This is a genomic window from Pseudoalteromonas sp. UG3-2 (assembly GCF_037120705.1).
Taxonomy (GTDB): Bacteria; Pseudomonadota; Gammaproteobacteria; order Enterobacterales; family Alteromonadaceae; genus Pseudoalteromonas.
This window is the reverse complement of the sequence record NZ_JAWLJU010000002.1, coordinates 353,302-379,016: the sequence shown is the minus strand read 5'-3', so window position 1 is coordinate 379,016 and position 25,715 is coordinate 353,302. Positions and strand designations below refer to the sequence as shown.

Here is a 25,715-nt window from a genome sequence, read left to right as displayed (position 1 = left end):
TAAGGCCAATTATCAGGTAGAATGCCGTCAATTTTTTGATCGTTATAGTCAAAAGTATGTTCACACTAAAGAGATTTCAACACGCCACAATTAAGGGTGACCTGTTTGGCGGAGTGACCACCGCGATTATTTCATTGCCCTTGGCACTGGCATTTGGCGTGGCCTCGGGTGCTGGCGCTGAAGCAGGCATGTGGGGCGCCATATTAGTGGGGTTATTTGCAGCCCTATTCGGTGGCTCAACCTCGCTGATCTCAGAGCCTACCGGCCCAATGACAGTGATCATGACTGCGGTGTTAACTGCAACCATGAGTAAATACCCAGAAAATGGCCTGGCCATGGGCTTCACGGTAGTGATGATGGCCGGTGCCTTCCAGATCCTACTCGGCACCCTTAAGCTCGGTAAATACGTGACCTTAATGCCATACAGTGTCATATCCGGCTTTATGTCTGGTATTGGGGTGATTTTAATTATCTTGCAACTGGCTCCGTTACTGGGTCACCAAGCCCCTGCCGGAGGCGTAATTGGCACCTTAGCCAATCTGCCGGAACTGATACTCGATTTACACCTTGCGGAATTATTCTTAGGCGTTATCACCTTAGCTATCTTGTTTAAGATGCCAAGTCGCTGGCGTCAATACGTACCAGCGCAATTGGTTGCTTTGGTGGCCGTGACCTTGCTGTCAGTGATTGTTTTCGATACTGACACCATTCGCCGGATTGGTGAAATTCCCAGTGGCTTACCGAGCTTAGTGTTTCCGGTGCTATCGCCAGAACTCTTTATTGAGATGCTGATTGATGCTTTGGTGCTGGGTACTTTGGGCTGCATTGACACGCTACTGACCGCGGTCATCGCCGATAGCTTAACCAGAACCGAGCATGACTCTGATAAAGAGTTACGTGGTCAAGGGATAGCTAACATGCTCGCTGGGTTGTTTGGTGCACTGCCAGGGGCAGGAGCAACCATGGGCACAGTGGTGAATATCCAAGTAGGTGCCCGCTCTCCCATTGCCGGTATCTGTCGTGCGTTAATCCTCATGGCCGTAGTATTTGTCGCAGGCGGTTTAACTGAGCCCATCCCCATGGCGGTATTAGCTGGTATCGCGGTGTATGTTGGCTACAATATTTTGGATTGGAGTTTTATCCAGCGCGCACACAAATTAAGTGTCAGCCAAATGGCAATTATGTACGGCGTGATGTTACTCACCGTGTTTGTGGACCTCATTGTTGCTGTGGGTCTTGGCGTGTTTATCTCTAACATTATGGTTATCGAGCGCTTAAGCCAAGTGCAAGAGAACCATGTTAAAGCCATCAGTGACAGTGACAGCGATGAATACGTGCCACTGACAGATAATGAGCGAGCGCTACTTGATAAAGCCGATGGTAAGCTGTTGTTTTTCTACCTCTCAGGCCCGATGATATTCAGTGTCTCAAAGGCCATTGCCAGACAGCACCGCAAAATAAGCGAATACAATGCCATGGTGCTGGACTTAAGTGATGTTGCCATGATTGATGTTACCGTAGGCTTGGCCATTGAGAATGCCATTTCTGATGCTCTGGATGCCAATTGCAGTGTTTATATCTACTCCCCTAATAGCGAGACCACAGATAAGCTAAAACGCTTAAATATTCACGACCGCTTAGGTGACAAAGCCTTTTGTGATAGCCGCGAGCAAGCGCTCAGTGAAGCTATCGATAAGATGGCGAAAACGGACTGAAGTATTCACTTAAGTGGTCGAGCATCAGTCGCAAACTGGTGGCGACAAATTGTCTGGGCGGATACAGCGCCCAGACTCCCTCTTGCTCAGGACGAAACGCCGTTAACACTTCCGTCAGTTCACCCGAGGCCAATGCCTCTTGGACATAATAATGCGGTAACTGCACTAAGCCTAACCCCTGCTTAGCCGCCGCCAACAAGCCCCAGCCGCTGTTGCAGCGCAGCGCCCCACTCACTTTAACAAAGCGGGAATTGCCCTCCTCTAAAAATCGCCATTCACTGCTGTTACCTATCAAACACTGATGCTTTGCAAGCTCAGACAGCGTATGAGGCTGACCATAATGATCGAGATACGACTGTGCGCCGCACACCATGGTCTCTCGTACGGTCAACTTTTTAGCGCGCAGTGAGGAATCTTGTAATGGCCCAAGGCGAATAGCGAGATCAAAGCCTTTATCCAATAAATCGACCTGATGATTGGTTAAGTGGATTTCAACTTCCACTTTCGGATAGAGCCGCATAAACTCAACAATGGCAGGCATCACATACGACTCACCATACATCACCGGCGCGGTGATTTTTAACTTTCCTGTGGGCTGGCGGTCTCTTTGCCGCAGCGCCGCCGTGGCATCATCAAGACCATGCTGCAAGTGTTTGGCATGGGATAAAAACACCTCGCCCTCTTGAGTCAATGCCAGCTTTCTGGTGGTGCGTGTTAACAGCTGCACATTTAGACGCTGCTCGAGTAACTTCACTCGCCGGCTGATCTGGGCTACTGAGGTATTCAACTGTCGTGCTGCCGCACTAAAAGAGCCATTGGCGGCCACTGCAACAAACTCATCTATGCCATTCCACCGATCCATTATTACATATCCGTAAAAGTCTTTATTAATTTTAAAGATTATCAAATTTTAAATGCTAGTTATACTGTGTTTAGTTTCTAAAGAAAGGAAAGTAACATGTCAGAATTCATTAAATCGAAAGCAGCCATTGCTTGGGGCCCCGGGCAACCACTGAGCATTGAAGAAGTGGATGTCATGCCACCGAAAAAAGGCGAAGTATTAGTGAAGATCACCGCCACAGGCGTTTGTCACACCGATGCATTCACTTTATCTGGAGAAGATCCTGAGGGCGTTTTCCCGGCTATTTTAGGCCATGAAGGTGCTGGCATCGTCGAAGCGGTTGGTGAAGGTGTTACCAGCGTTGCCGTTGGCGATCACGTTATTCCGTTATACACCCCTGAGTGTGGTGAGTGTAAGTTCTGTAAGTCGGGCAAAACCAACCTGTGCCAACAGATCCGTGAAACCCAAGGTAAAGGCCTAATGCCAGACGGCACTACGCGCTTTTATAAAGATGGCGAGCCTATCTACCACTATATGGGCACCTCGACGTTTTCTGAGTACACCGTATTGCCAGAAATATCCCTTGCCAAAGTTAACAAAGAAGCACCTCTTGAAGAGATTTGTCTGCTCGGCTGTGGCGTCACCACGGGTATGGGTGCTGTGATGAACACAGCAAAAGTGCAACAAGGCGATACCGTGGCTATTTTTGGTCTCGGTGGCATTGGTTTATCAGCCATCATTGGTGCTCAAATGGCTGGCGCAAGCCGCATTATTGGTATCGACATTAATGAAGACAAGTTTGATCTGGCGAAAAAACTAGGCGCCACAGATCTCGTTAACCCTAAAGACTTCGACAAGCCTATCCAAGAAGTCATTGTCGAGATGACCGATGGCGGTGTCGACTTCTCATTTGAATGTATTGGCAATGTTGATGTGATGCGCAGTGCTTTAGAGTGTTGCCATAAAGGCTGGGGTGAATCCGTTATTATTGGTGTCGCAGGCGCCGGTCAAGAGATTTCAACTCGCCCATTTCAGTTAGTTACCGGCCGAGTATGGCGCGGTAGTGCCTTTGGCGGGGTTAAGGGGCGCTCTGAGCTACCTGACATCGTTGAACGCTACATGGCAGGTGAGTTTAAATTAAATGACTTTATTACTCACACCATGACGCTGGATGACATTAACGAGGCCTTTGAGCTGATGCACCAAGGTAAGAGCATTCGTTCAGTGATCCATTATTAATAGTTAATTCTACAATCCAAGGACGCCCTGCGCGTCCTTTTCATACCAATTTGCTTAATTAAGTGGTCTATTTGAGGCAAGAAAATTCGGTCGATAACCAGGCGAAAATTTTGCTATTTAGTTATTCTAAATAAGACATTTTTAACGCAGTTAGCGTCGAATTTGCTCCCTCAAATTGAGCAAGTATTAATGCGGATTGGTATTAGTTAGGAGAACCATAATGGAACTGATTTCCAGTAATAAAGTCTCTGGCGGTTGGCACAAGCGATATAAACACCATAGTCAGTGTAATCAATGTGACATGACGTTCGCCATTTTCTTACCGCAGCAGGTCAATGAAGGAAAACAAGTACCGGTGTTATATTGGCTTTCTGGCCTGACTTGCACGGATGAAAACTTCATGCAAAAAGCCGGCGCTTTCAAAAAAGCCAACCAACTCGGAATGGCGCTGGTCGTCCCTGACACTAGCCCGCGCGGCGAGGATGTGGCTGATGATCCTGACGGCGCTTATGACTTTGGGCTTGGCGCAGGTTTTTATTTAAACGCAACCCAAGCTCCCTATGCCAAGCACTATCAAATGTACGACTACATCACCCAAGAGCTTCCGGCGCTGATCCGCGAGCACTTTCCGGTGACCTCACAGCAAGCCATTAGTGGTCACTCTATGGGCGGACATGGTGCATTAGTTATTGGCCTGCGCAGCCCAGAGCAATACAGCAGTATTTCGGCGTTCAGTCCAATCGTAAACCCGAGTAATTCTCCGTGGGGGCAAAAAGCGTTTACCGGCTACTTAGGTGACAATAAGCATGATTGGCAGCAATACGATGCCACCGCGTTGATAAGCGATTATAAAGGCACATGCAAACCCCCTATTTTGATTGAACAAGGTGCTAGCGATCAGTTTTTAGAGCAGCAACTAAAGCCTTGGGTTTTTGAGCAAGCAGCCACTGCAGCGCACTACCCTCTGCAATTAAATAGCCACGATGGCTACGACCATAGCTATTTCTTTATTTCGAGCTTTATTGATGAGCACCTTGAATTTCATCATCAGCACCTAAGCTAGTGTGACATTATCTGCCTAGACTTTAAGCGCTAGTAAGCCTGACAACTAGCTGGATATCTGGTTTGCTATCCAGCTAGTGTCATTCACTTTTTCGCTGATAAAAAGTCCGCAATGGCTTGATACGCCGGTAATGAGGTCGGGTCGATTTTGCTATTACTGGCGCTTGGATGCGACGCTAATCGCACTATCACCATCTCTGCTGCGGGGTCAATGTAGATAGTCTGACCATGTACTCCACGAGCTGCGAAGGCCTGATTTTGGTTGTGAAAATGCCACCACATACTGCGGTAACTGCCATTTGCCATGGTTTTAAAACCCGCTTTAGCAAATGCCTGTTTATTGCCACCTAAGCGAATACTCTCAATGGCAGCCTGTGGTATCACCTGCTTACCGTTGATACGGCCATTATCCAATACCGCCTGACCTAAACGCGCCAGATCACGCAGGCTAGCACTGAGGCCTCCACCAGCAAAAGGAGTACCAATACCATCCACGGTAATATCGGCATCTTGCTGCATGCCAAGAGGTTGCCATAACAACTCAGACACTAGCTGATCAAACTTGGTGTTGCTAACCACAGAGACTATCCACCCTAATACATCGGTATTAACGGTTTTATAGCCAAAGGCTTTACCGTGTTCGCCATTGCCTTGAATGGTTTGCAGGTATTCAAAATAGCCAACCGGCCCTTGATAATCCGCAGGTTTTGGTAGTGGGTTTGCCGCGTAGGCGTAGCGCCAAATATCGGCTTTGGGATCGCCATACTTTTCACTGTAATCAAGTGCTGTGGTCATATCCATCACTTGGCGCACAGAGGCCGCTGCAAACGCCGAGTTTTTTAGTTCAGGGATCAATGTCGCCACTTTTGCAGCAGGGTCTAACTGCCCCTTAGCGATCAGCATCTCTGCAATCAGCCCCGTCACTGATTTAGTCATAGACATAGCAGCGTGGTTGCTGTACTTATCCAGACAGCCAAAATACCGCTCATACACTACTTTGCCACGGTGCATAATCACTATGCCGTCGGTGTAGTTCGCCGCTAAGCTCTGCGACCAAGTCATGGTTTTGTCACTGTGCAGCGGCGTAAACACCACCTCATCTATTCCAGCAATGGGCTGAAATTGCAAAGGTTCATAGCTTGAGACATTGCGCTTAATTGCGGCAGTGGGCAGAAGTTCACGCATATGACAAACCGACCAGCGCAATTTCGGAAAGCTAAAAAAATTGCTATCCGGCTGAGTGATGCGCTTACTTTTCGGCGGCGGGAAGCCAACCATCCAGCCAAGTTCATTGGGATCGGAAGCTTGCGCTGATAACCTTGTGGCCAACGCCTCTTGCGCTTGACTGCTTAGGGCTGCCACGCCACACAGTACAAAGGCAACAAAGCGTATTATCGTTAAAATAGGCATTTGGTCTTTCCTTATGGTTACGCTAACAAGGCAAAGTTGGCGTTATCAATCCCATGGCTTTCAGTCGCTTTGCTGCTCATAAAGTCATGTGCGCTTGCAGCAAAATAGCGCTTGATACGAGATAAACACCAGCTCATCACACCTAGCCATAATAGCCACGACAGCGCCTTGTCGCCTAGCCTATTTTGCAATTAGGCATAAAAAAGGCGCACTCCCTGTGCGCCTTGCTTGCTTAACATTATGTATTACAGTAAATCGCTATAAGGATTATGCTCACACAGTTTAATGGCTTGCTCAAACCCTGGAATAGTGAGCTCTTGCTCGTTTAAGGTTAGTGCAGACTCATCCACCATGCCTTCACCAAAACGATAAATAAGCTGGTATTGACCTAAATCAGCGGCTTGTTGGTAGCTGTTTTGACGTGCCTGAGTTTCACCAAGCTTGTGTTGGTAGTCGGCAAACTGCTGGGCACTATAGCGTTTGCTTAGCAGCTGTTTTGTCAACTTTGGAGAAAACACCGTGGCCGTGGCATTGTTGCCACCAAAGCCTTTTGAGTTAATGAACGCGATGTCCATAGCGTCACACTCATAGTGCTCGGTACGAATATCAAGATGCTCGCTGTGAACATCCTCCGCTACTTCATCAATGGTGGTGATCCCTGGCATAATATTGTATTCAAATACCCCCAACGCCATCGCCAATTGATCGCCAGAAGCCGGTGCAATGGTATGACCCACATAGGCTTTCGGTGCCGCCACTTTCCAGCCGTTAATGCTGAAGGTTTCCGCTAGCTTGTGGTAAATTAATGACTCAGTCACGCGGTTTTGCGGAGTACTGGAGCCATGGGCCAAAATAAAGCTGCGTTTTGCCAGTGCTTCTTTTCCTGCTATCTCTTGTGCCAACGCCACAGATTTTGCCATGGTGATGTAGTTACCAGGCCCCGGTGCCGTAATGGACTTTTTCACGCCGTCAGCATTAACGTAAACATCCGCCACTGATCCCATGATTTGCGCCCCGAGCTCAAGCGCTAAGGCATCATCCATGAGAATAGCCACTTGTGCGCCTTCACCAATGGTAAAGCCACAGTTTTCTCCAAATGGTCGGCTGGTTTTGCGATAATCTACCGTGTCGGTGTTATCCAGCTTACGTAAGCCTTCCTCATTCGCCAATGCCCCCATATTGCCGAAACCCTCGATGATCTCAGGGGTAATAGCGCATTCACTACTGGCAACAATGGCAACCCGTGTACGACCCGCTTGAATGTCGTTGACGGCGGCGCGCAAGTTATACAAGAACGTGGCGCAAGCGCCTGAGGTGGAGAAGGCAGTACCCACGCTGCCAGTAACGTAGGCATTGATAAAGTCAGTGGACATAGTATTCAGGCCCAACGCCAATTGCTTGGTACTGACTCTATCGCCACGCAAGCGACTGCGAACCAGCCCCCCTAAGCCTTCTTCGTTCATTTGCCCTGCGACCGAGGCCGAGTAAGTGCCAATTTGATCCGGGCGGACACTGTTCATGACCTGATCCCAAGGCAAGCCCGTAGAGCGAATGGCATCGGTGGCTGCAAAAATCGTCGCCTGCAAGCCTCTGGGCTGGTAGCGGCTGTTGTACATAGTTGCCGGCTCAAAGCCACTGGGTAACTGTCCGGCGGCTTTAATAGGATTGTCGCGGTGACTGAGGTGCTTAACTTCTAGCTGCTCACGGATAACTACTTCAACGGTTTTGTTATCTAGTTCAGTGACCTGCCAACACGCTGGTAACGGCTCAGGTAAGTCACGCTTACGACAACTAAAGACAATTTCTTTGCCGTCGTTGCTGTTCATAGTAAGTTTTTGCTGCCAAGGCGTGGCATCGACATCAAAGTGGTTTTTTTCAATCTTGCGGATCAAGGTGCCTGCTAAGATAGCGTCGCCAAACCGCGCTTCAATGTCACTCTTTGCGACTTCGTCACCTTGCGCGTCTACAAGTTTGCCCTCTTGATAGGTAACTAAGTTCATCAAGGTGGCTAAGCCAACAAAGGTTTCTTGGCGTGATTTTTGGTCTAGTTTATCAAGTACAATGCGTTTAAAACCTTGATGAAATGAAGTGCGCCCCGCGGCGTTAATTCCCCCCATTCCGACAATGATTGGCAATGCAGTCATGGTATTCCTAAAGTCTGATTGAAAATGATGACATTGATTTTAATTGCATTGAAATTAAACTTTTTGCATTATGCGCCATTAATAACACATTTTTCGCCACAACAAAGAGGTCGGAGCAGATGCAACCTACTACTCGCATTGCTATCGTGCTGTATCAACATATGTTAGTTACCAGTGTGACTTTGCCGCTAGAAATGCTTAAGGCGGGTCAAGCGTTTGCTCGCGTTCACGGCAAACCATCCTTTACGCCTTTAACCGTGGAGCTTTGCAGCAGCGATGGCGAAGCCGTGAATACCGACAACGCTTTGTCTTTACACGCGCAAAGCGATTTTAGCTCGCTGCCCTTGTATGACTACATTATTGTTCCAAGTATTTGGCGCAACCCACGCCCCATTGTGCAGCGTAACCCTGAGCTTAGCACCTCTTTGGCCGATGCTTGGGAAGCCGGCAGCACTTTGGTTGGAGTCGGTACTGGGGTTTGCTTTTTGGCGCAAAGTGGTTTGCTCAATGGCCACTCTGCGACCACCCATTGGCATTTCGCCAAACAGTTTGCCACTTTGTACCCCAATGTTGATTTAAAGCCTGACTACTTTATTACCCAATCAGAGCGTATTTATACCGTCGCCAGCTTAAACGCCTTAGCCGATGTCATCGTCCACTTGATTGAATTACTTTATGGCATTGACGCCGCTCACCACGTACAGCAAAACTTTTCCCATGAAATAAGAAAACCTTATGAAGAACAACGTTATCTTGAAGGGGCCGTAGACCGCCACGCCGATGAGCAAATCGCCGCCATTCAATTTTGGCTGAAAAACAATGCCGCAACGGAGCTGTCATTACCCAGTGTTGCCGCCCAGTTTGATATGAGCTACCGCACCTTTAATCGGCGCTTCAAACAAGCCACAGGTCAAACAGCGGTCGCTTATTTACAACAGCTAAGAGTAGAAATGTCGAAGGAGTTATTGGCCAGCAGCGATTTATCCATTCAAGATATCGCGCTGGCTTGCGGCTTTAACTCTCAGGGGCAGTTAAGTCGAGTGTTTAAACAGCAGATGGGAAAGTCGCCTACCAGTTACCGTGGTATTGTGCGCCGTAAACTGTTTTCTTAAGCGCGCAATCGCTTTATAAAATTTGTGCTACACACAAGCTTTGTTGACGACCATTAAAGGCAAAGGTGAATTCATCATCCACTTGGCAACCGCGTAACTGTTGCCCCAGAGGCGCAGCAAAGGTGAGTACCATTACGGTTTGCCCTTTGCATGCTACTTTTAACCCGCCTTCGCATGGAGCCAAGTAAAACCAGTGCGATTGATTTGACTCGTCAATCAGTTCCACCAAGCTGTTATGCCCTACGGTATTGCTGTGTTGCAGCTGCAGTTGTGCCACTATTTCGTTTTGCGCCCGGTGCAAGGCATCCACTCTTTCGCTTTGCCCTTCAGCCAAATAGCCGTATTCAATGCTTAGCGAGTCATATTGCGTCTCTGCTGCGCTTTGTTCATGAGTCGCGTCCGCCCGAGCGCTGTTGGCGGCTGCCGTGGCATTCAGTAACTGCTGCTCTAAGGCAAACTTTAAATGTTCAATAAAAACGCTTTTATTCATTGGTAACTCACTATGATTGGCTGGCTATAGAGCTGAGCTTGACCATTCACCACCACATCTAAGCGCAATAACCAGCGCATCTTAGGGTCACTACACATGCCCACCATGGCACTTGCTGTGAGGCTATCGTCAAAAAATACCGGAATACGCCCCATATTCATGTTTTCCCCTTCGAGCCACGCCGATTTCACTTCAACTTTAGTATTAGTTTCAAGCTGAATAACAAACTCGGTTTCGGGCTCAACCCTTGCGGAACCTAGGTATAACGAGAGATGCTCGGAAAGTTTACAAGGGGATTGCGACAAACAAACATTTTTTGTTACTGAACTTTCACTATTTTCTGAACGTTCATGTATAATAGCAGTCGGGTCTGAACAGGCCACGAGGAAAAATCCTAGCATTGCCATGGTTAATTGCTTTGCAATCATGCTGGTTACCGTCACAACTTAAACCTGCGCAGTGTACGCAAGTTTAAAGACAATTGCTAGGTCGCTTAAGAAGCATACAAAAAGCGCGCTAAAAATTGATTGATGTCATAATTTTAGGTGTTTTTGGTATCTTTTCAGCAGCAAAAAAATTATTATTTCCTCGCAAAAATAAAGGTTTCTCGGGCTGGTTAGGTTTGCACTCAAGGTTTGAGTGAAAACATGACGGGCTTGAAGAAATATAACTAGGGCCTGTAATTCAGGTAATTCATTTCTAATCGCAATAAATTGCAGCGGAATCCAGAAAATGAGCCAAACAGTAGCATCACAAACTGAGTACAATTATAAAGTTGTACGCCAATTCGCTATCATGACAGTGATTTGGGGCATTGTTGGCATGGGTGTAGGTGTATTTATCGCAGCGCAACTTGCGTGGCCTGCGTTAAACTTCGACATTCCATGGTTAACATACTCTAGACTACGTCCGTTACATACGAACGCAGTAATCTTTGCATTTGGTACAAGTGCACTATTTGCAACCTCTTACTATGTTGTGCAGCGCACGTGTCAAACGCGCCTGTTCTCTGACAAACTTGCCGCATTCACATTTTGGGGCTGGCAAGCCATTATCGTCGCAGCAGCTATCACGCTACCGCTAGGTATTACTTCTTCTAAAGAGTATGCTGAGCTTGAGTGGCCAATTGATATTGCTATCGCAGTGGTATGGGTAACTTACGCAGTAGTATTCTTCGGTACTCTTATTAAGCGTAAAGTGTCACACATTTATGTAGCAAACTGGTTCTATGCTGGTTTCATTATCACCGTTGCTGTTCTTCACATTGTAAACAGCATGGCTGTGCCAATCTCGTTGACTAAATCATACTCAATCTACGCCGGTGCGGTAGATGCCATGGTTCAGTGGTGGTATGGTCACAACGCGGTAGGCTTCCTTCTTACTGCTGGTTTCCTTGGTATGATGTATTACTTTGTACCAAAACAAGCTGGCCGTCCGGTGTATTCTTACCGTCTATCGGTTGTTCACTTCTGGGCGCTGGTTTCACTTTACATCTGGGCTGGTCCTCACCACCTACACTACACAGCACTACCAGACTGGACGCAGTCTCTAGGTATGGTGATGTCAGTGATTCTATTCGTGCCTTCTTGGGGTGGTATGATCAACGGTATCATGACGCTTTCAGGTGCGTGGCACAAACTTCGTACTGACCCAATTCTACGTTTCCTCGTGGTTTCACTGTCGTTCTACGGTATGTCTACCTTTGAGGGTCCAATGATGGCGATTAAGTCAGTTAATGCGCTTTCACACTACACAGACTGGACTGTAGGTCACGTACACTCTGGTGCGCTAGGTTGGGTTGCAATGATCTCTATCGGTGCAATTTATCACCTGATCCCAGCACTATTTGGTCACGGTAACATGTACAGCATTAAGCTGATTAACACGCACTTCTGGTTACACACAGTGGGTGTTGTACTGTACATCGTCGCTATGTGGATCTCTGGTGTTATGCAGGGTCTAATGTGGCGTGCAGTAAACTCTGACGGCACCTTAATGTACAGCTTCGTACAATCACTTGAAGCTTCTAAGCCGTTCTACATCATGCGATTCCTTGGCGGTGTGTTCATCGTCGCAGGTATGCTGATTATGGCTTACAACGTATACCGTACGGTTTCAGCAAAAAGTGGCGAGTTAGCTACTGATGCTAACCCACAAGTGGCTTAAGGGGTAGTGAGTATGAGCAACAATAACTCTACAAACAAACACGAAATCGTTGAAAAGAACGTTGGCCTAATGGCTATCCTAACGGTGTTCGCGATTAGCTTTGGTGCTTTAGTAGAAATTACGCCACTAATGTTCCAAGATGACACAACTAAGCCAGTTGAGGGATTACGTCCACTGACTGCGCTGGAAATGGAAGGCCGTGATATCTACGTTCGTGAAGGCTGTTACAACTGTCACTCACAGATGATCCGTCCTTTCCGCGATGAAGTTGAACGTTATGGTCACTACTCAGTCGCCGGTGAATCAGTTTGGGATCACCCATTCCAGTGGGGTTCTAAGCGTACGGGTCCTGATTTGGCACGGGTTGGTGAGCGTTATTCAGATGATTGGCATTATGCCCACTTAATGGATCCGCGCTCGGTAGTACCTGAGTCGAACATGCCAGGTTACCCATGGCTAGATAGCAACAGAGTTGATACCACCCATACTTTGAAGAAATTACAAGTGTTCCGTGATGCATTTGGCATTGATAAGTCTTCTGACCGCTACAATGGCAAAGGCTACGGTGATGATGCAGAGCTACAAGCACAGGTTGATGAAATCCGTGCGATGAACGACGGCAAAGGTGCAACAGAAATGCAAGCACTTATCGCCTACTTACAGCAACTTGGCACACACTTGAAGTAATTATTATGGATTACGGCACATACAGAGGCATTTTGACTCTGGTAATTTTGATATTGTTTATAGTGATTGTTGTATGGGCTTACAGCAAGCGGTCAAAACGCCGTTTTGACGACGCCGCCAAAGCCATCTTTGAAGATGAAAAAGAACACAACAACACTATCTCTAATGAGGAAAAGGAGTCTGAAAAATGACTAGCTTTTGGAGTATCTGGGTTATTGTATTAACCCTTGCATGTCTAGCTCTGATTTTCGGCTTACTACTTTGGAACCTGAAAAACTACACAGGCGTCAAAGAAGGTGAAAGCTGTGGCCACGAGTTTGACGGTATCGAAGAACTAAACAACCCACTGCCTAAGTGGTGGACCTACATGTTCTTCGCCACCTTTATTTGGTCGGTATATTACCTTGCGGCGTATCCTGGCTTAGGTAACTATGAAGGCTTTTTGAACTGGACCAGTTCTAACCAAGGGGTTACCTCTTTGGAAAAATCTAAGGAAGCCGTTGAAAAAGCTAAGGCAAATGGTGAGTGGGTTCAACTTGATAAAGAGTTTGAAGCTGCCGATGCTCGCTTCGGTCCTATTTTCCAAGAGTTTGCTAAGCAAGACGTATTAGCTCTGGCTAAGAACGAAGAAGCACTGGAAATCGGTCAACGTTTGTTTGCGCAAAACTGTGCTCAGTGTCACGGTTCAGACGCCCGTGGTGGTACTGGCTTCCCGAACCTAACGGATGATGACTGGTTGTATGGCGGTTCTCCTGACAAGATCAAAGAAACGCTATTACAAGGCCGTGTTGCCGCTATGCCTGGTTGGCAAGATGCGCTTGGCGACCAAGGCATCAAAGAAATGACCGCTTACGTGTTAAGCCTATCGGGTCGTACCGTTAACCAAAAAGACGCCGCAGCGGGTAAAGCCAAGTTTGCTATGTGTGCTGCCTGTCACGGTATGGACGGTAAAGGGTCTGTTGCCCATAACCTACCGTTTGGTGCACCTAACCTAACTGACAACATCTGGCTATATGGCGGTTCACAACGCGCGGTTGAAGAAACCCTACGTCATGGCCGTGCCGGTGTAATGCCAGCTTGGAAAGAGATCTTAGGTGAAGATAAAGTACACCTACTTACAGCGTACGTTTATAGCCTGTCTCAGGAAAAATAAACTCACCGTTTGTAAGCTTATTTAAGATCAAAAAAGCCTCCGATTGGAGGCTTTTTTTTAGGTATTTACCGTAACTTACGGTAGAATATCGGCAAGTTTTATAGCCCTGTGAGCAACTATGAACCCGACCCCTTGGTATAAGAATTTTTGGCCCTGGTTTTTAATCTTTTTCCCGCTAGCAACCATCATTGCCTGTGTCTTGTTAGTGACTTTAGCTGTCGGCAACGGCCCCGACATGGTAGTAGATGACTACTATAAAAAAGGCAAAGCCATTAATCTTGAATTAAGTAAGTTCAACAAAGCCAAAGCTTTGTATTTGCATGGCGATTTACGCGTTCAAAACCAAAAGGTGTCGTTTAAATTTACCAAAGGCGATTACTCTAATGTACATGCCTTAAAGCTCTCTTTTTACCACCGCACAATCGAAAAGTACGATTTTGCTGTCACCTTAACCAAGAACGCCAGCGATGAATTTACCGGTTTATTAGATGAGCCCCACAGTGGCGCTTTTACTATCTTTATTGAACCTATGGATGGCAGTTGGAAAATGAAAGAAAAGATCCAACTTCCCCACCAAGATGTGATTGCAATAACACCGCAGTATAAGTAACCGTTCCTATGGCTAAGTCTTGTTTTCATTGTTTAGAGCCGATCCCCAAGGGATTTGATGGCAGCGTAGCGTTTCAAGGTGAGCAGCAGCCAGTATGTTGCATCGGCTGCCAAGCCGTAGCAGAAACCATTATTTCTCAGGGTATGAGCGACTATTATACTTACCGCACCGAAAGCGCCGGTAAAGTGGAAGAGTTAGTCCCTGAGCAGCTAAAAATGCTGCTGAGCTATGATAATGATGAAATACAAGAAGATTTTGTCGAAACCAGCGGCGAGAATAAAGAAGTCTTGCTCAGTGTCGAAGGAATAAGCTGTGCCGCCTGTGCCTGGTTAATCGAAAAACAACTGCTGTCATTAGGTGGTGTCGTCCGGGTTGATGTCAATACCTCAACCCACCGCGCCATGATTGTTTGGCAAGAGTCCAAAGTAAAGCTAAGCACTATCATCAAATCGCTGATGGAAATTGGTTACAAGGCCTATCCATTCCAAGCCGATGAAGAAGCCGCAGAAAAACAAGCAGTTGCCAAAGCCTACATCCGCCGATTAGGCGTGGCTGGGCTGATGACCATGCAAGTCATGATGTTTGCCTTTGCCATGTATTTTGGCATGTTTTCTGGCATGGAAGAAGATTTTGAACAGTATTTTCGCTGGATTAGTTTAGTCCTTGCCTCCCCGGTTATTCTCTATTCGGCGATGCCCTTCCTAACCAATGCCATTAAGGGTCTTAAAGCCAAGCAACTGAATATGGACTTGCCCGTTTCGCTGGCCATTTTTGGGGCATACGGGGCCAGTACCTACGCCACCTTTATGGAGGTGGGTGAAGTCTACTTTGAATCCATTTGTATGTTTACCTTTTTGCTATTACTGGGTAAATACTTAGAGTTTCGTGCCCGTTTAAAAGCCAGTGAGTTTACCGCCAACTTGCAAAAGCTGCTGCCGCTGACCGCAAGAAAACTCGACAGCAACAATAATGAGCAGCCAGTTGCGGCTAAAAAGCTCCAGCTCAATGACATTATTCTGGTCAAAGCCGGTGAAACCATTCCTGCCGACGGCTTAGTTATCCGTGGCCACACCACAGTAGACGAATCAATGATGACCGGTGAGCACTTACCGGTAAAGAAATTTCAGGGTCATCAAGTGTATGCTGGTACCGTCAACCACGATGGTGTGATCACGCTAGAGATCAATAAGATTGGTCAAAACACCCTACTTAATCAAATTATTCGACTGCAACACAACGCCCTAACTAAACGGCCCAAGCTGGTTGAAATCACCGATAAAGTTGCGCAGTGGTTTGTTGCTTGTTTGCTGGTATTTGCGTCGATCACTGCGGTAGGTTGGTACTCAGTGTCACCCGAACAAGCATTTTGGGTGACCATCTCGGTGCTTGTCGCTACCTGCCCATGTGCCTTGAGTTTGGCCATACCCACAGCGCTGACCTGTGCGGTGGCAAGCTTAACCAAAAAAGGCATCCTAATTAAAGAAGCCCATGTGCTCGAAACCGCAACCAAGCTCACCCGAGTGGCGTTTGATAAGACCGGTACCCTCACCGAGGGGCGTTTTTCCATTCGCCATGTGGAATTATTACAGAGCGAGTTCGACGAAGAGCAGATACTTGAATTAGCCGCAGCCCTCGAGCGCTATTCCGAGCACCCTATTGCACGCGCTTTTTCTCACCTTAATAGCAATGATAATTTAGTTCATGATGTTGAGATTGTTGCAGGGTCTGGGGTTCAGGGACACTGGCAACAGCATTCTATAGCACTTGGCAAAAGTAATTGGTTTAACTCTCACGCTTCCTTTGCCCAAGCGACGTTGTTTATTGACCAAAAGCCGGTGGCTGACTTTTATTTTAACGATAAAGTCAAAGACAATGCCGAGCGGGTGGTAAGCCAATTACAACAATCAACGCTTAGTTGTCACATGCTCACGGGAGACAGCTCAAATGCCGGTAAAGAATTAGCAGAGCAGCTGGCATTAGACAGCTATCAAACTGCCTGTACGCCAAAAATGAAGCTGCAAGCGGTAGAAAAGTGGTCGCAACAAGGGGAAGTAATAGCCATGGTTGGCGATGGCATCAATGACAGCCCCGTATTTAATAGTGCTCACCTTTCTGTGGCGATGGACACCGGTGCGGATATTTCCAAAAATACCGCGGACGTGGTTTTGCTTAATAGTGACTTAAATGCCATTCTTGCATTACGCCAAGTAGCACAGCAAACCCGTCGTATTGTAAAGCAGAACCTCACTATTTCACTGCTTTATAACGCCTCAATTTTACCCCTAGCAGCACTGGGGTTAGTGCCACCTTGGCTGGCTGTTATTGGTATGTCTGCCAGCTCAATTATCGTCATTGCTAACTCGCTAAGGTTATTAAAATTATGAGTATCATCTATGTCCTAATCCCGATTGCGATTCTGTTTGTTATTATTGCCATTGGGATCTTTTTTTGGGCCGTAAAAAGTGAGCAGTTTTCAGACTTAAATAAACAAGGCCACAGCATTTTATTTGATGACGATAAGTCTGAACCTGCAAAGCCACAACCGCGAGAAGATAATAAATCCAGCGATGACTGAAATCAGTGTCTTAAGTGCCTTTATCATGGGGCTGGCTGGCAGTGGCCATTGCTTGGTCATGTGCGGCGGCATTGCCAGCTCCTTGCAGTTGGCAAGCAAAAACCTCTCCGCCATTAAAGTCAGCTTGCTGTATAACCTGGGCCGGATCTGCAGTTACGCCATTGCCGGCGGCCTAGTTGCCTGGTTAGGAGCCAGTTTAGCCAAGCAAAATACCCTGATTGGCCATTCAATGAAGTTACTGAGTGGCGTATTTATGATCTTGGTGGGTGTGTACGTGATGCGCCTTGCAAGCTCATTGCAATGGCTAGAATCTCTCGCCAAAACCGTAATTTGGCAACATTTAGTGAAGTTGAACCGCCACCTTGTTCCAGTCAACACCCCTGCCAAAGCCTTTGCCTATGGCGCACTGTGGGGCTGGTTACCCTGTGGTTTAGTCTACTCAGCATTAACCTGGACACTGCAAGCTCAGACGGCGCTACAAGGTAGCGCAATTATGCTCGCCTTCGGCCTAGGTACCTTTCCTGCTCTAATTGCCATCGGCCAGTCTGCACAACTGCTACAAAAAACCATAAATCATCAAGTGACTCGTATTGTTATGGGTAATATTTTTATTTGGTATGGTGTTTATTTAATTATTATTGCAACTGATAAGCTAGTACATTAACCTAGGCTTAGTAGTGCAAGCTCTAAAATAAAAAGTAGCTAATTAGTTGTGAATGGGAGTTCCAAGCGATGAGTTACTTGGCTTTTTTGTCGCTAGAGCTTGCTGCAACACAGTGTTGTTGCCAAGGTGTGCGTCATAGACTTATGGAAATTTTATGGACTTAAGTAATCAAAATCGTTCAAAGAGCCAATGTACCATTAGCTGCAATAACTGTAGCATTAGCCAGCTTTGCCTGCCTTTTTCTCTTAATGGCAATGAAATGGATAAATTGGACGAAATCATTGAACGTAAGAAACCACTGCACAAAGGTGATTTCTTATTTGAATCGGGCTCAAAACTCAATGCAATTTTCGCGGTGCGCTCGGGCTCATTTAAAAGCTACACATTGTCAGAGCAAGGCGATGAACAAATTACTGGCTTTCACCTAGCGGGTGATTTGGTGGGCTTTGATGCCATTAACAAAATGGAACATCAAAGTTTCGCCCAAGCGTTGGAAACTTCAATGGTGTGTGAAATTCCATTTGATACACTCGATGAACTCGCTGGTAAATTACCGAAGCTGCGCCAGCAAATCATGCGCTTAATGAGCAGTGAAATTAACTACGATCAAGAGATGTTGTTACTGCTTAATAAAAAAACCGCTGAGGAGCGTTTGGCCACTTTCATCTTTAACTTATCTAATCGCTTTGGCGAGCGTGGCTTTTCACGAAAAGAGTTCCGTTTCACCATGACCCGTGGCGAAATTGGTAATTACTTAGGTCTTACGGTTGAAACCATTAGTCGTCTACTCAGTCGCTTCCAAAAGGCTGGCATTATTAAAGTAGAAGGTAAATTTATTACCATTAATGATCAAGCCGCACTGGCCGAAGCGGCAGCTATTGCTTCTTGATTTAAAACAAAGATTTTATTGTTAAGACTTTAACCTTAGGCAAGATAGGTTACACTCAATAGAGCACTTGGCGAACAATTTCCAAGTGACTCTATTTTGATGATTAGCCGTTAAGGAGATAGTCGTGGATAAAATCAAGAATATATTAACCGTTATCGATCCCACCAAAGAGCGCCAAAATAGCCTTGAACGCGCTATTAGTTTAGCTAAGCGTACTGGTGCTGAGATCACCGCTTTTATGTCTATTTATGACTTCTCCTACGAAATGACCACCATGCTGTCACGAGAAGAGCGTGAAGCCATGCGTGCTGCAGTCATTAAAGACAGAGAAGTTTGGCTCGATGACATGATAAACGCATTTTCGGATATTACCATTAACACTAAGGTGGTGTGGCATAACCGTCCTTATGAGTCGATTATCGAAGCGGTGCTTGAACACGATTATGACTTGGTGATTAAATCTACCCACGAGCATGACACCTTAAAATCAGTGATTTTCACGCCTACAGACTGGCATTTGATCCGTAAGTGCCCAGCACCAGTGTTATTGGTTAAAGACCATGCATGGCCAGAGCAAGGCAATATTATCGCCGCGGTTAACTCCGTGAGTGATAATGAGCAACACTTGGCGCTAAATAAACGCATTATTTCTGATGCTAAGTTCCTCTGTGAGCTGGCTAATGCCAAGCTCAGCTTAGTGAACACCTACCCGGCAACACCGGTCAATATTGCCATCGAAATTCCAGAGTTTAACCCTTCACAGTACAATGAAGCGGTGAAAAAACACCATGAAGATGAAACCTTTGCCTTGGCTGAAGAAAATGGCTTAACCCAGCAAGACTGTGTGGTAAAAGAAGGCTTACCCGAAGACGTTATCCCATTTATTGCCAAAGAAAAAGACGCAGAATTAGTGGTGATTGGTACGGTTGGCAGAACTGGTCTCAGTGCTGCGTTAGTAGGCAATACCGCTGAGCACGTTATAGACAGTTTAGACTGTGATGTATTGGCACTGAAGCCGGATGGTTACAAATCGCCATTGGCAGAGTAAAGGCTAGCAACACTAAACAAGGCTTGGCTGGTCCAAGCCTTTTTAGTGTTAAGTATTAGTCATCGCTTAGCTTAAATGCCATGGTGCTCGACAAGGTTTCTTGTGGCCCTAATTTGGCAGCCCCACCGATGACATAGACAATCTCGTTGTGGGTCACTTGACCATGACCGTGTCGCGGCCAAGGCATGTCAGGTAACGATTGCCATTCATCCAATTTTGGGTCATAAAGCCAAGCAGCGGCATATACTTCCCCAGAGCGAGTGTCACTTTGAAAATCAAAGGCCTCTCCCCCAGTGACCAATATTTTGCCATCAATCACGCTCGCCGCTAACCCTGCAGCCGCCACCGGGAGCGGTGATAAAGTGCGCCAACTGTCGCTTTTACTGTTATACACTTCCACGGTATCGAGATTTTTTGGGGCATCGCCACTGACGCGCCCACCAATGACATAAATACTGTCACCAATTACCACACTGGCCGCTGAATTTCTTGGTGTTGGCAATGGCTCTGCACGACTCCAGTACGCGTTATTCTTCAACACATAGTGAGCAGTACTGTCGCTGTTTTGGTCGTCACCATAGCCACGGGTTTTGCCACCGATAACGTGAATATTCATACCAATGGTGGCGTACACCGATTCTGCTAATGGGCTTGGCAAACTAGGCGCCGACACCCACTCCTCTGCCCGCGTATCAAGACGGTAAACGGTTGATTGCGGCTGCCAAGCAGCGCCTTTAGGACCACTGAAGCCACCAATGGCATAGAGATAGTGAATATTGCTAGCAAAGCCTAAATGATGCCGAGCATCGGGCAACGAAGGCGCTTGCTCCCAGCCTTCTTCCGAGGGGTTTAATAAATACACCTTATCCGTTGGGCCCAAACCATAAAAGGTTTCCATTTCTGAGGTGGTAAAGCCACCGCCAACGAAAATGCGATCCATAAACACGGTGGGGTAAATTTCTTGCAAAGCCACCGGCAAAGGCGCGGAAGCCTGCCAGGTTTGTTTAGGCAAGGTGACTTGCGCAGCCACCTTGGCCGCCGCCAAAGCAACACTTGCGACACACAGTATAACCTTAAGTGTTTGTGGTAATCGACTCACTGATGTCTCTCCTGCACCAAAGCAATTGCTATCAAATTCTAATTGGTTACCTATCAACTATATAGTAAGCACCATAGGTAAATAAAGCGAGCTATTGACAGATATTTCAGTGAACTGACAATCCCTCAATAACATTTCCATTTAGTGACTATTAAGCGTTAAAAAGGTAAAAAATAACAACTATCTATACGAAATAATCAGGACTGGAGTTCATTTTATAAAGATCAGAATGTGGTGCTCAATGATAACCACCGGCGACCACTCTCTAAGCTATCGCGTTAGGTGCCATTAGAGATAACGCTGTATCCAAAACACAAAGTAAAACGCCGATAATACAAAGATAGGCAATGTGGCCACCTGTGCACGGGTAAGTCTTGCCGATTTAGTGCGTTTCCAAGTCATTAATACCCCGGTAAATGATAGTCCTGTCAAGGCAACACCAAACACAAACCAAATAAGTTTTGACGTTAATCCCGCAAAATAGCCAAAATGCAAAGGATCGGCATATTCATTAAGATAATTACCCATGGTCATATTACCTGGGTGTTGAACATTTAGCCGCTCTAAAGTGTAGGGATGAAAATCAACCTTGTGAGCCCGCTCGCGCAGTAAAGGATTCTCCCCTACCCCTTTGAAGCGCAACACTGACGTTTCATCGCGAGGAAATTGCACTGCCGTGATGGTCCAGTTTTCGATACTCTGCTGCGCTTGAATGAAGCCTTGCTCAAGCTGACTGCCACTAAAGCGAGAGGGACTATTTTGTGTTACCACGGCGCTTACACTAGGTGCACTTGGCTCTAAACTTGAGCCGGATACGCGCACGCCAAACTCAAATAAATACCAGAAGCTAGTAATGATAATGACACTGGTACACCACAGACCCCATAAACCAAAGACTTTATGCAGATCACTGAGTAAAATTCTTACTCCTTGCTGGGTTCTGATGCGCCATAGCGCCGTTTTCCAGTTGCGGGTGGTTTTGAGCCCAGTATAAAGAGAAATGAGTAAGATAAAGGCAAATGCGGTGACAATGGGCAGGCCAGGAAAGGCGGGCATAAATAAGTAACGATGCAAATCGCGAAACACCCGTTGCACCGTTAGCAGCGATGTTTCTCCGGTGACTTCATGAGTCCAAGGGTCGACATAAACATAACGCCCCAGCCCTTGAGCATTAGTGACGCGAGCACGATAATTGAAATAGTCTTCCCCCATACTGCCTAAAGTCAGTACCTTACTGTCAGGGTATTGCGCTTTTATTGCCTCATACATAGCACGCCAATCTTGCGCTTGAAGCGAATGGTTTTTCTCACTTGGTGTGGATGAGCGCATCGGCTCATGCACTAACCAGTCAATTTCATTACTCAGCGTGGCAATGGTGCCGGTTACCAGAATCACAAACATCACCAAGGCCAATTGAAAACCAACCCAAGCGTGCAGATGATATAACTTTTTTAAAAACTTTCTTTGCTGTGTTTTATTGCTCATTGCTACCCCAGATAGAAAAAGGCTTAAACAGTGGGTTTAAGCCTTAAATCATGATGTGCGTTTATGCGTTGTTACCAGTGATAAGTAAACTCAACAAAGGCACTGCGCGGGTCTCCAGGGAAGTGACCGGTACGTTTTAAGAAGCCAGACTCGGCATACTCTTTGTCAAAGGCATTTTCAACTCGGAATAACACACTGTAATTATCCACCTGCCAAATAATCGAAGCATCAGCGACAAAATACGAATTCAGCTGTTGCCCTGACAAGCTCAGCTGCTCATCAACGTAATTACCGCCAACCGCAAAGGCTAAATTCCAACTGGGTACTTGGTATCGAGTCCAGATCCCCAGTTGGTTTTCAGGGGCATTGGCAAATTTATCCCCCACACTATTGCGGATCCCACCGCCGCCGTTATCAGCAGTAATACGCGCGTCGTTGTAGGCATAAGCTACATTGAGCACCCAGTCCGGCGTAATGTCGGTGATAAGCTCGACTTCTAGGCCTTTGCTGGTGATTTCACCAATGGCAGCGAGGTTATCAACGCCATCCCCTTCAGGGTCTTGACCTGTGGATTGCAATAAATTCTGTCGTTTGATTTCATAGCCTGCAATTTTTAACAGACTGCTGCCTTCGAACAACTCGGCATTTAGACCCAACTCAACAATCTCACCCGTGGTTGGCTCGAACGGTCCACCAGCCTGAGTATCTTGACTTGAAACGCCCTGTGGCTCATAGGAGTCTGCCCATTGACCATAAAGCGAGACGTTTTGATTCAGTTTATAAATAGCACCAAAACGCAAACTGACATTATCGTCATCAAAGCTAGTATTATTCGAAGTATCTTCAAACTGATCGAAGCGCGCACCAGCAACTAAGGTAAACTTATTCCATGCCAGTTCATTAAGAACGTATGCGCCATTGCGTTGCTGCTCTGTGCTGCGCTCTGGGCGGAACTGAACGTCATACTGGCTTGGCTGACTTTCACCATAATTAGGGTTCGTTAATGACAATGGAATAATATCAGACGCTAACGATGTGCCATTTAAATAGCGCTCAACATGCTCTTGCGATGCCCGAGTACCGCCAAGTAAGGCATCTTCTTCTCCAGTGTAAAGGTCAACGCCAAAGGCAGTACGCTGCTCAGCACCAAAGGCGGTAGATTCATAGACAAAATTGGCCGCAAATGACAGTTGCGATTGCTCTCGCAGCTGATCTCGAAACTCCCGTGCCACTAAGTCAATATCGCCATCTTGGTCGCTATCGAGCAACATGCGCGGTTCATGGTAGTTTTGCTCTTGCTCATTATCAATATAGCGCAAGGTAGCGTCATAGCTCAGCTGGGCTGACAATTCACCGGTTAAGCTCGCCTGTAATACATCAGAGCGTAAGTTAAGAAAATCACTGGGCTCGTTATGGTTCCAGGAGGGTGAAGTGATAAATTCACCGTTATCGTCTGCAGGGACGCCACGTAAACGGTTACCATCAAGATCCTGACTGTAGTGGGTATATTGTAAAATTAAACGGGCATCAGCAAAGTCATAAGCGTAACCAGTATCTACAATGGCCACCTCACTGGCACTGTTATCACGGTGGGTGTCTTGTTGCTCATAAAAAGCGCCGACACGGATGCTTTGTGCTTCAGCGACTTCACCTGTTACTTCGGCTGAGCCACCAATACGATTGTCGCTACCGGCAATTAGGCGGGTATTGGCACTGAATTGTTGCTCTGGTTTTTTAGTAACATAATTAAATAGTCCGCCGGGTGCGCCTGGACCGTAAAGCATACCTGCCGGGCCCTTTAGAAAGTCTACTCGCTCCACGTTAAATAGTTGCGGTACATTAAACCCAACATATGGGTCTCCTCTTAAGCCATCAAAATAGATTTCTTCTTGGCGGAACCCCCGCGCCGTCACACCGGCGTAACTAAACTGGCTAACGCCAGCAATATTGCGATAAAGATCTTTGGCGTCACGAGCGCCAAGGTCATGGATCAGATTTTCATTTAATGAAGTGATCATTTGCGTTGAGTTAAGCGGGTCGACGGCAAGCTTTCCGGTGCTGGTTGCCCCGTTACGGTAAAGATTAAGGGTACGGCTAACAACGGTGATCTTCTCAATATCTTCATCGTTAAGTTGCTGCTGCGGTTGCTCAGCGGCAAAAGTTGCAGTAGGCAATAAAATTGCCAAGGTGATTGCAGAAAGTTCAGAGACTCGTTTCATAAGTGCCTTCAATTAGATAGTTTATTATAAAAGCGCACCACAATGATAACCATTATCATCCGCATTTAAAATATAAAAAGGTGATAAAGTTGCATTTTTTGCAAAAATAAATTGCTTTATGCCACAAGGTTCTCAATAAAAGGCACAAAAAAGGCTGCCTTTTCAGCAGCCTTAATCTAATTTAAGCACTCGATATTGGCTTAGATGTTGGTGACATCAATAAAAAGCGATTCGTCGATGTTGGTAGAAGACACTTCAGCCTCGTTGAAGTCATACGCTTCACGTTCGCTGCTTCTGTCGATAGGCAAGGTTTCAAAATCGAATAGCTGATTATCGGCCAGCTGGCTCGGACTGACGTGTTGCATAGACTTGAAAATATTTTCCACTCTGCCCGGTGTCTTTTTATCCCACTCCATTAGCATCGCTTTAATGTTTTGTCGCTGCAGGTTCTCTTGCGAGCCACATAAGTTACAAGGAATAATTGGAAACTCTTTGTGTTCAGCGTATTGCACCAAGTCTTTTTCGCGCGCATAGGTGAGCGGCCGGATCACTACGTTACGACCATCGTCAGAGCGCAGCTTGGGTGGCATGGCTTTCATCCGTGCACCATAGAACATGTTTAAGAACAAGGTTTCAACCATATCATCTAAATGGTGGCCTAGAGCAATTTTTGTCGCACCAATTTTTTCAGCGAATGAATACAAGGTACCACGACGTAAACGTGAGCATAAGCCACAGGTGGTTTTGCCTTCAGGCACCTTTTCTTTGACCACCGAATAGGTGTCTTTATCGATGATGTAATAGGGAATGTCTAAGGTTTCGAAGTACTCTGGCAAGATATGCTCTGGAAACCCCGGTTGCTTTTGGTCCAGGTTAACCGCAATCACGTCAAAATGGATCGGGGCCGCTTTTTTTAAATTAAGCAGAATATCCAGCATGGCGAACGAGTCTTTACCACCGCTAATGCAGGCCATAACGACATCGCCTTCTTCGATCATATTGTAATCTTTGATGGCATTGCCAACGTTGCGGCGTAGGCGTTTTTGCAGTTTGTTAAATTCTAACACTGCTTTGCGGTTATCTTGCTCGGTCATGGTGCTTGCTGCT

The 25,715-nt window shown here is 46.5% G+C and carries 24 protein-coding genes; 14 read left to right on the top strand and 10 right to left on the bottom strand.

The window, feature by feature from the left end:
* Positions 1 to 56: 56 nt before the first annotated feature.
* Positions 57 to 1,715, top strand: coding sequence for a SulP family inorganic anion transporter (locus R3P39_RS05030; protein ID WP_336566047.1), 1,659 nt, complete (start codon positions 57 to 59; stop codon positions 1,713 to 1,715).
* Here the strand turns inward: R3P39_RS05030 and R3P39_RS05025 are convergent.
* The gene (locus R3P39_RS05025; protein ID WP_336566046.1) at positions 1,687 to 2,577 is read right to left on the bottom strand and encodes a LysR family transcriptional regulator; all 891 of its coding nucleotides are present in this window, start codon (positions 2,575 to 2,577) and stop codon (positions 1,687 to 1,689) included. The genes R3P39_RS05030 and R3P39_RS05025 overlap by 29 nt on opposite strands.
* Positions 2,578 to 2,673: 96 nt before the next feature.
* On the opposite strand from R3P39_RS05025, the gene R3P39_RS05020 reads away from it, so the two are divergent.
* Positions 2,674 to 3,795, top strand: coding sequence for an S-(hydroxymethyl)glutathione dehydrogenase/class III alcohol dehydrogenase (locus R3P39_RS05020; protein ID WP_336566044.1), 1,122 nt, complete (start codon positions 2,674 to 2,676; stop codon positions 3,793 to 3,795).
* Positions 3,796 to 4,015: 220 nt separating this feature from the next.
* Complete coding sequence (fghA, locus tag R3P39_RS05015) at positions 4,016 to 4,858, top strand: S-formylglutathione hydrolase (protein ID WP_336566042.1); 843 nt, start codon at positions 4,016 to 4,018, stop codon at positions 4,856 to 4,858.
* A gap of 83 nt (positions 4,859 to 4,941) precedes the next feature.
* Here the strand turns inward: fghA and R3P39_RS05010 are convergent, their stop codons facing one another.
* From R3P39_RS05010 to R3P39_RS05000, 3 genes are read right to left on the bottom strand one after another with little or no spacing between them, the layout of a single operon-like run.
* The gene (locus R3P39_RS05010) at positions 4,942 to 6,267 is read right to left on the bottom strand and encodes a serine hydrolase domain-containing protein (RefSeq protein WP_336566041.1); all 1,326 of its coding nucleotides are present in this window, start codon (positions 6,265 to 6,267) and stop codon (positions 4,942 to 4,944) included.
* Positions 6,268 to 6,284: 17 nt separating this feature from the next.
* Positions 6,285 to 6,458, bottom strand: coding sequence for a hypothetical protein (locus R3P39_RS05005; RefSeq protein WP_336566040.1), 174 nt, complete (start codon positions 6,456 to 6,458; stop codon positions 6,285 to 6,287).
* Positions 6,459 to 6,512: 54 nt separating this feature from the next.
* Positions 6,513 to 8,411, bottom strand: a complete 1,899-nt coding sequence (locus tag R3P39_RS05000) for a beta-ketoacyl synthase (protein WP_336566039.1) — start codon at positions 8,409 to 8,411, stop codon at positions 6,513 to 6,515.
* A gap of 119 nt (positions 8,412 to 8,530) precedes the next feature.
* On the opposite strand from R3P39_RS05000, the gene R3P39_RS04995 reads away from it, so the two are divergent.
* Positions 8,531 to 9,523, top strand: a complete 993-nt coding sequence (locus tag R3P39_RS04995; RefSeq protein ID WP_336566038.1) for a GlxA family transcriptional regulator — start codon at positions 8,531 to 8,533, stop codon at positions 9,521 to 9,523.
* Between the two features lie 13 nt (positions 9,524 to 9,536).
* On the opposite strand, the gene R3P39_RS04990 is transcribed toward R3P39_RS04995, so the two are convergent.
* Positions 9,537 to 10,013, bottom strand: coding sequence for a transcription elongation factor GreAB (locus tag R3P39_RS04990; RefSeq protein ID WP_336566037.1), 477 nt, complete (start codon positions 10,011 to 10,013; stop codon positions 9,537 to 9,539).
* Positions 10,010 to 10,456 (bottom strand): hypothetical protein, encoded by a 447-nt coding sequence (locus R3P39_RS04985; RefSeq protein WP_336566036.1) that lies wholly within the window; start codon positions 10,454 to 10,456, stop codon positions 10,010 to 10,012. Before R3P39_RS04985 ends, R3P39_RS04990 begins: the two co-directional genes overlap by 4 nt.
* A gap of 289 nt (positions 10,457 to 10,745) precedes the next feature.
* Here R3P39_RS04985 and ccoN point away from each other — a divergent pair, with 289 nt between their 5' ends.
* From ccoN to uspE, 10 genes are all read left to right on the top strand, one after another.
* Positions 10,746 to 12,179, top strand: a complete 1,434-nt coding sequence (ccoN, locus tag R3P39_RS04980) for a cytochrome-c oxidase, cbb3-type subunit I (RefSeq protein ID WP_336566035.1) — start codon at positions 10,746 to 10,748, stop codon at positions 12,177 to 12,179.
* Between the two features lie 12 nt (positions 12,180 to 12,191).
* Positions 12,192 to 12,866 carry a cytochrome-c oxidase, cbb3-type subunit II gene (gene ccoO, locus R3P39_RS04975; RefSeq protein ID WP_336566034.1) on the top strand — a complete coding sequence of 225 codons (675 nt, stop codon included), beginning with the start codon at positions 12,192 to 12,194 and terminating at the stop codon, positions 12,864 to 12,866.
* A gap of 5 nt (positions 12,867 to 12,871) precedes the next feature.
* Positions 12,872 to 13,057 (top strand): cbb3-type cytochrome oxidase subunit 3, encoded by a 186-nt coding sequence (locus R3P39_RS04970; RefSeq protein ID WP_336566033.1) that lies wholly within the window; start codon positions 12,872 to 12,874, stop codon positions 13,055 to 13,057.
* Positions 13,054 to 14,019, top strand: a complete 966-nt coding sequence (gene ccoP, locus R3P39_RS04965; protein ID WP_336566032.1) for a cytochrome-c oxidase, cbb3-type subunit III — start codon at positions 13,054 to 13,056, stop codon at positions 14,017 to 14,019. The genes R3P39_RS04970 and ccoP overlap by 4 nt, the downstream gene beginning before the upstream one ends.
* 118 nt (positions 14,020 to 14,137) lie before the next feature.
* The gene (locus R3P39_RS04960; RefSeq protein ID WP_336566030.1) at positions 14,138 to 14,629 is read left to right on the top strand and encodes a FixH family protein; all 492 of its coding nucleotides are present in this window, start codon (positions 14,138 to 14,140) and stop codon (positions 14,627 to 14,629) included.
* Between the two features lie 8 nt (positions 14,630 to 14,637).
* Positions 14,638 to 17,013 (top strand): heavy metal translocating P-type ATPase, encoded by a 2,376-nt coding sequence (locus R3P39_RS04955; RefSeq protein WP_336566029.1) that lies wholly within the window; start codon positions 14,638 to 14,640, stop codon positions 17,011 to 17,013.
* Positions 17,010 to 17,204 carry a cbb3-type cytochrome oxidase assembly protein CcoS gene (gene ccoS, locus R3P39_RS04950; protein WP_336566028.1) on the top strand — a complete coding sequence of 65 codons (195 nt, stop codon included), beginning with the start codon at positions 17,010 to 17,012 and terminating at the stop codon, positions 17,202 to 17,204. Before R3P39_RS04955 ends, ccoS begins: the two co-directional genes overlap by 4 nt.
* On the top strand, positions 17,197 to 17,868 hold the full coding sequence (locus tag R3P39_RS04945) for a sulfite exporter TauE/SafE family protein (protein ID WP_336566027.1): 672 nt from the start codon (positions 17,197 to 17,199) through the stop codon (positions 17,866 to 17,868). The genes ccoS and R3P39_RS04945 overlap by 8 nt, the downstream gene beginning before the upstream one ends.
* A gap of 154 nt (positions 17,869 to 18,022) precedes the next feature.
* Positions 18,023 to 18,757, top strand: coding sequence for an FNR family transcription factor (locus R3P39_RS04940; RefSeq protein WP_336566026.1), 735 nt, complete (start codon positions 18,023 to 18,025; stop codon positions 18,755 to 18,757).
* Between the two features lie 124 nt (positions 18,758 to 18,881).
* The gene (gene uspE / locus R3P39_RS04935; protein WP_336566025.1) at positions 18,882 to 19,805 is read left to right on the top strand and encodes a universal stress protein UspE; all 924 of its coding nucleotides are present in this window, start codon (positions 18,882 to 18,884) and stop codon (positions 19,803 to 19,805) included.
* Between the two features lie 55 nt (positions 19,806 to 19,860).
* On the opposite strand, the gene R3P39_RS04930 is transcribed toward uspE, so the two are convergent.
* The 4 genes from R3P39_RS04930 to ttcA form a co-directional block, all read right to left on the bottom strand.
* Positions 19,861 to 20,904 (bottom strand): Kelch repeat-containing protein, encoded by a 1,044-nt coding sequence (locus tag R3P39_RS04930; protein WP_336566023.1) that lies wholly within the window; start codon positions 20,902 to 20,904, stop codon positions 19,861 to 19,863.
* A 288-nt stretch (positions 20,905 to 21,192) separates the two neighbouring features.
* Entirely contained in the window at positions 21,193 to 22,389 is a 1,197-nt protein-coding gene (locus R3P39_RS04925; protein ID WP_336566022.1) for a PepSY-associated TM helix domain-containing protein, read from the bottom strand.
* Between the two features lie 71 nt (positions 22,390 to 22,460).
* Positions 22,461 to 24,608, bottom strand: a complete 2,148-nt coding sequence (locus R3P39_RS04920; protein WP_336566021.1) for a TonB-dependent siderophore receptor — start codon at positions 24,606 to 24,608, stop codon at positions 22,461 to 22,463.
* A gap of 200 nt (positions 24,609 to 24,808) precedes the next feature.
* Entirely contained in the window at positions 24,809 to 25,702 is an 894-nt protein-coding gene (gene ttcA, locus R3P39_RS04915) for a tRNA 2-thiocytidine(32) synthetase TtcA (RefSeq protein WP_336569242.1), read from the bottom strand.
* Positions 25,703 to 25,715 lie beyond the last annotated feature (13 nt).

Excerpts from the sequence above, each read along its gene's own strand:
- R3P39_RS05030 (WP_336566047.1), top strand. The coding sequence starts at position 57 with ATGTTCACACTAAAGAGATTTCAACACGCCACAATTAAGGGTGACCTG.
- R3P39_RS05025 (WP_336566046.1), bottom strand. The coding sequence starts at position 2,577 with ATGGATCGGTGGAATGGCATAGATGAGTTTGTTGCAGTGGCCGCCAAT.
- R3P39_RS05020 (WP_336566044.1), top strand. The coding sequence starts at position 2,674 with ATGTCAGAATTCATTAAATCGAAAGCAGCCATTGCTTGGGGCCCCGGG.
- fghA (WP_336566042.1), top strand. The coding sequence starts at position 4,016 with ATGGAACTGATTTCCAGTAATAAAGTCTCTGGCGGTTGGCACAAGCGA.
- R3P39_RS05010 (WP_336566041.1), bottom strand. The coding sequence starts at position 6,267 with ATGCCTATTTTAACGATAATACGCTTTGTTGCCTTTGTACTGTGTGGC.
- R3P39_RS05000 (WP_336566039.1), bottom strand. The coding sequence starts at position 8,411 with ATGACTGCATTGCCAATCATTGTCGGAATGGGGGGAATTAACGCCGCG.
- R3P39_RS04995 (WP_336566038.1), top strand. The coding sequence starts at position 8,531 with ATGCAACCTACTACTCGCATTGCTATCGTGCTGTATCAACATATGTTA.
- R3P39_RS04990 (WP_336566037.1), bottom strand. The coding sequence starts at position 10,013 with ATGAATAAAAGCGTTTTTATTGAACATTTAAAGTTTGCCTTAGAGCAG.
- ccoN (WP_336566035.1), top strand. The coding sequence starts at position 10,746 with ATGAGCCAAACAGTAGCATCACAAACTGAGTACAATTATAAAGTTGTA.
- ccoO (WP_336566034.1), top strand. The coding sequence starts at position 12,192 with ATGAGCAACAATAACTCTACAAACAAACACGAAATCGTTGAAAAGAAC.
- R3P39_RS04970 (WP_336566033.1), top strand. The coding sequence starts at position 12,872 with ATGGATTACGGCACATACAGAGGCATTTTGACTCTGGTAATTTTGATA.
- ccoP (WP_336566032.1), top strand. The coding sequence starts at position 13,054 with ATGACTAGCTTTTGGAGTATCTGGGTTATTGTATTAACCCTTGCATGT.
- R3P39_RS04960 (WP_336566030.1), top strand. The coding sequence starts at position 14,138 with ATGAACCCGACCCCTTGGTATAAGAATTTTTGGCCCTGGTTTTTAATC.
- R3P39_RS04955 (WP_336566029.1), top strand. The coding sequence starts at position 14,638 with ATGGCTAAGTCTTGTTTTCATTGTTTAGAGCCGATCCCCAAGGGATTT.
- ccoS (WP_336566028.1), top strand. The coding sequence starts at position 17,010 with ATGAGTATCATCTATGTCCTAATCCCGATTGCGATTCTGTTTGTTATT.
- R3P39_RS04945 (WP_336566027.1), top strand. The coding sequence starts at position 17,197 with ATGACTGAAATCAGTGTCTTAAGTGCCTTTATCATGGGGCTGGCTGGC.
- R3P39_RS04940 (WP_336566026.1), top strand. The coding sequence starts at position 18,023 with ATGGACTTAAGTAATCAAAATCGTTCAAAGAGCCAATGTACCATTAGC.
- R3P39_RS04925 (WP_336566022.1), bottom strand. The coding sequence starts at position 22,389 with ATGAGCAATAAAACACAGCAAAGAAAGTTTTTAAAAAAGTTATATCAT.
- R3P39_RS04920 (WP_336566021.1), bottom strand. The coding sequence starts at position 24,608 with ATGAAACGAGTCTCTGAACTTTCTGCAATCACCTTGGCAATTTTATTG.
- ttcA (WP_336569242.1), bottom strand. The coding sequence starts at position 25,702 with ATGACCGAGCAAGATAACCGCAAAGCAGTGTTAGAATTTAACAAACTG.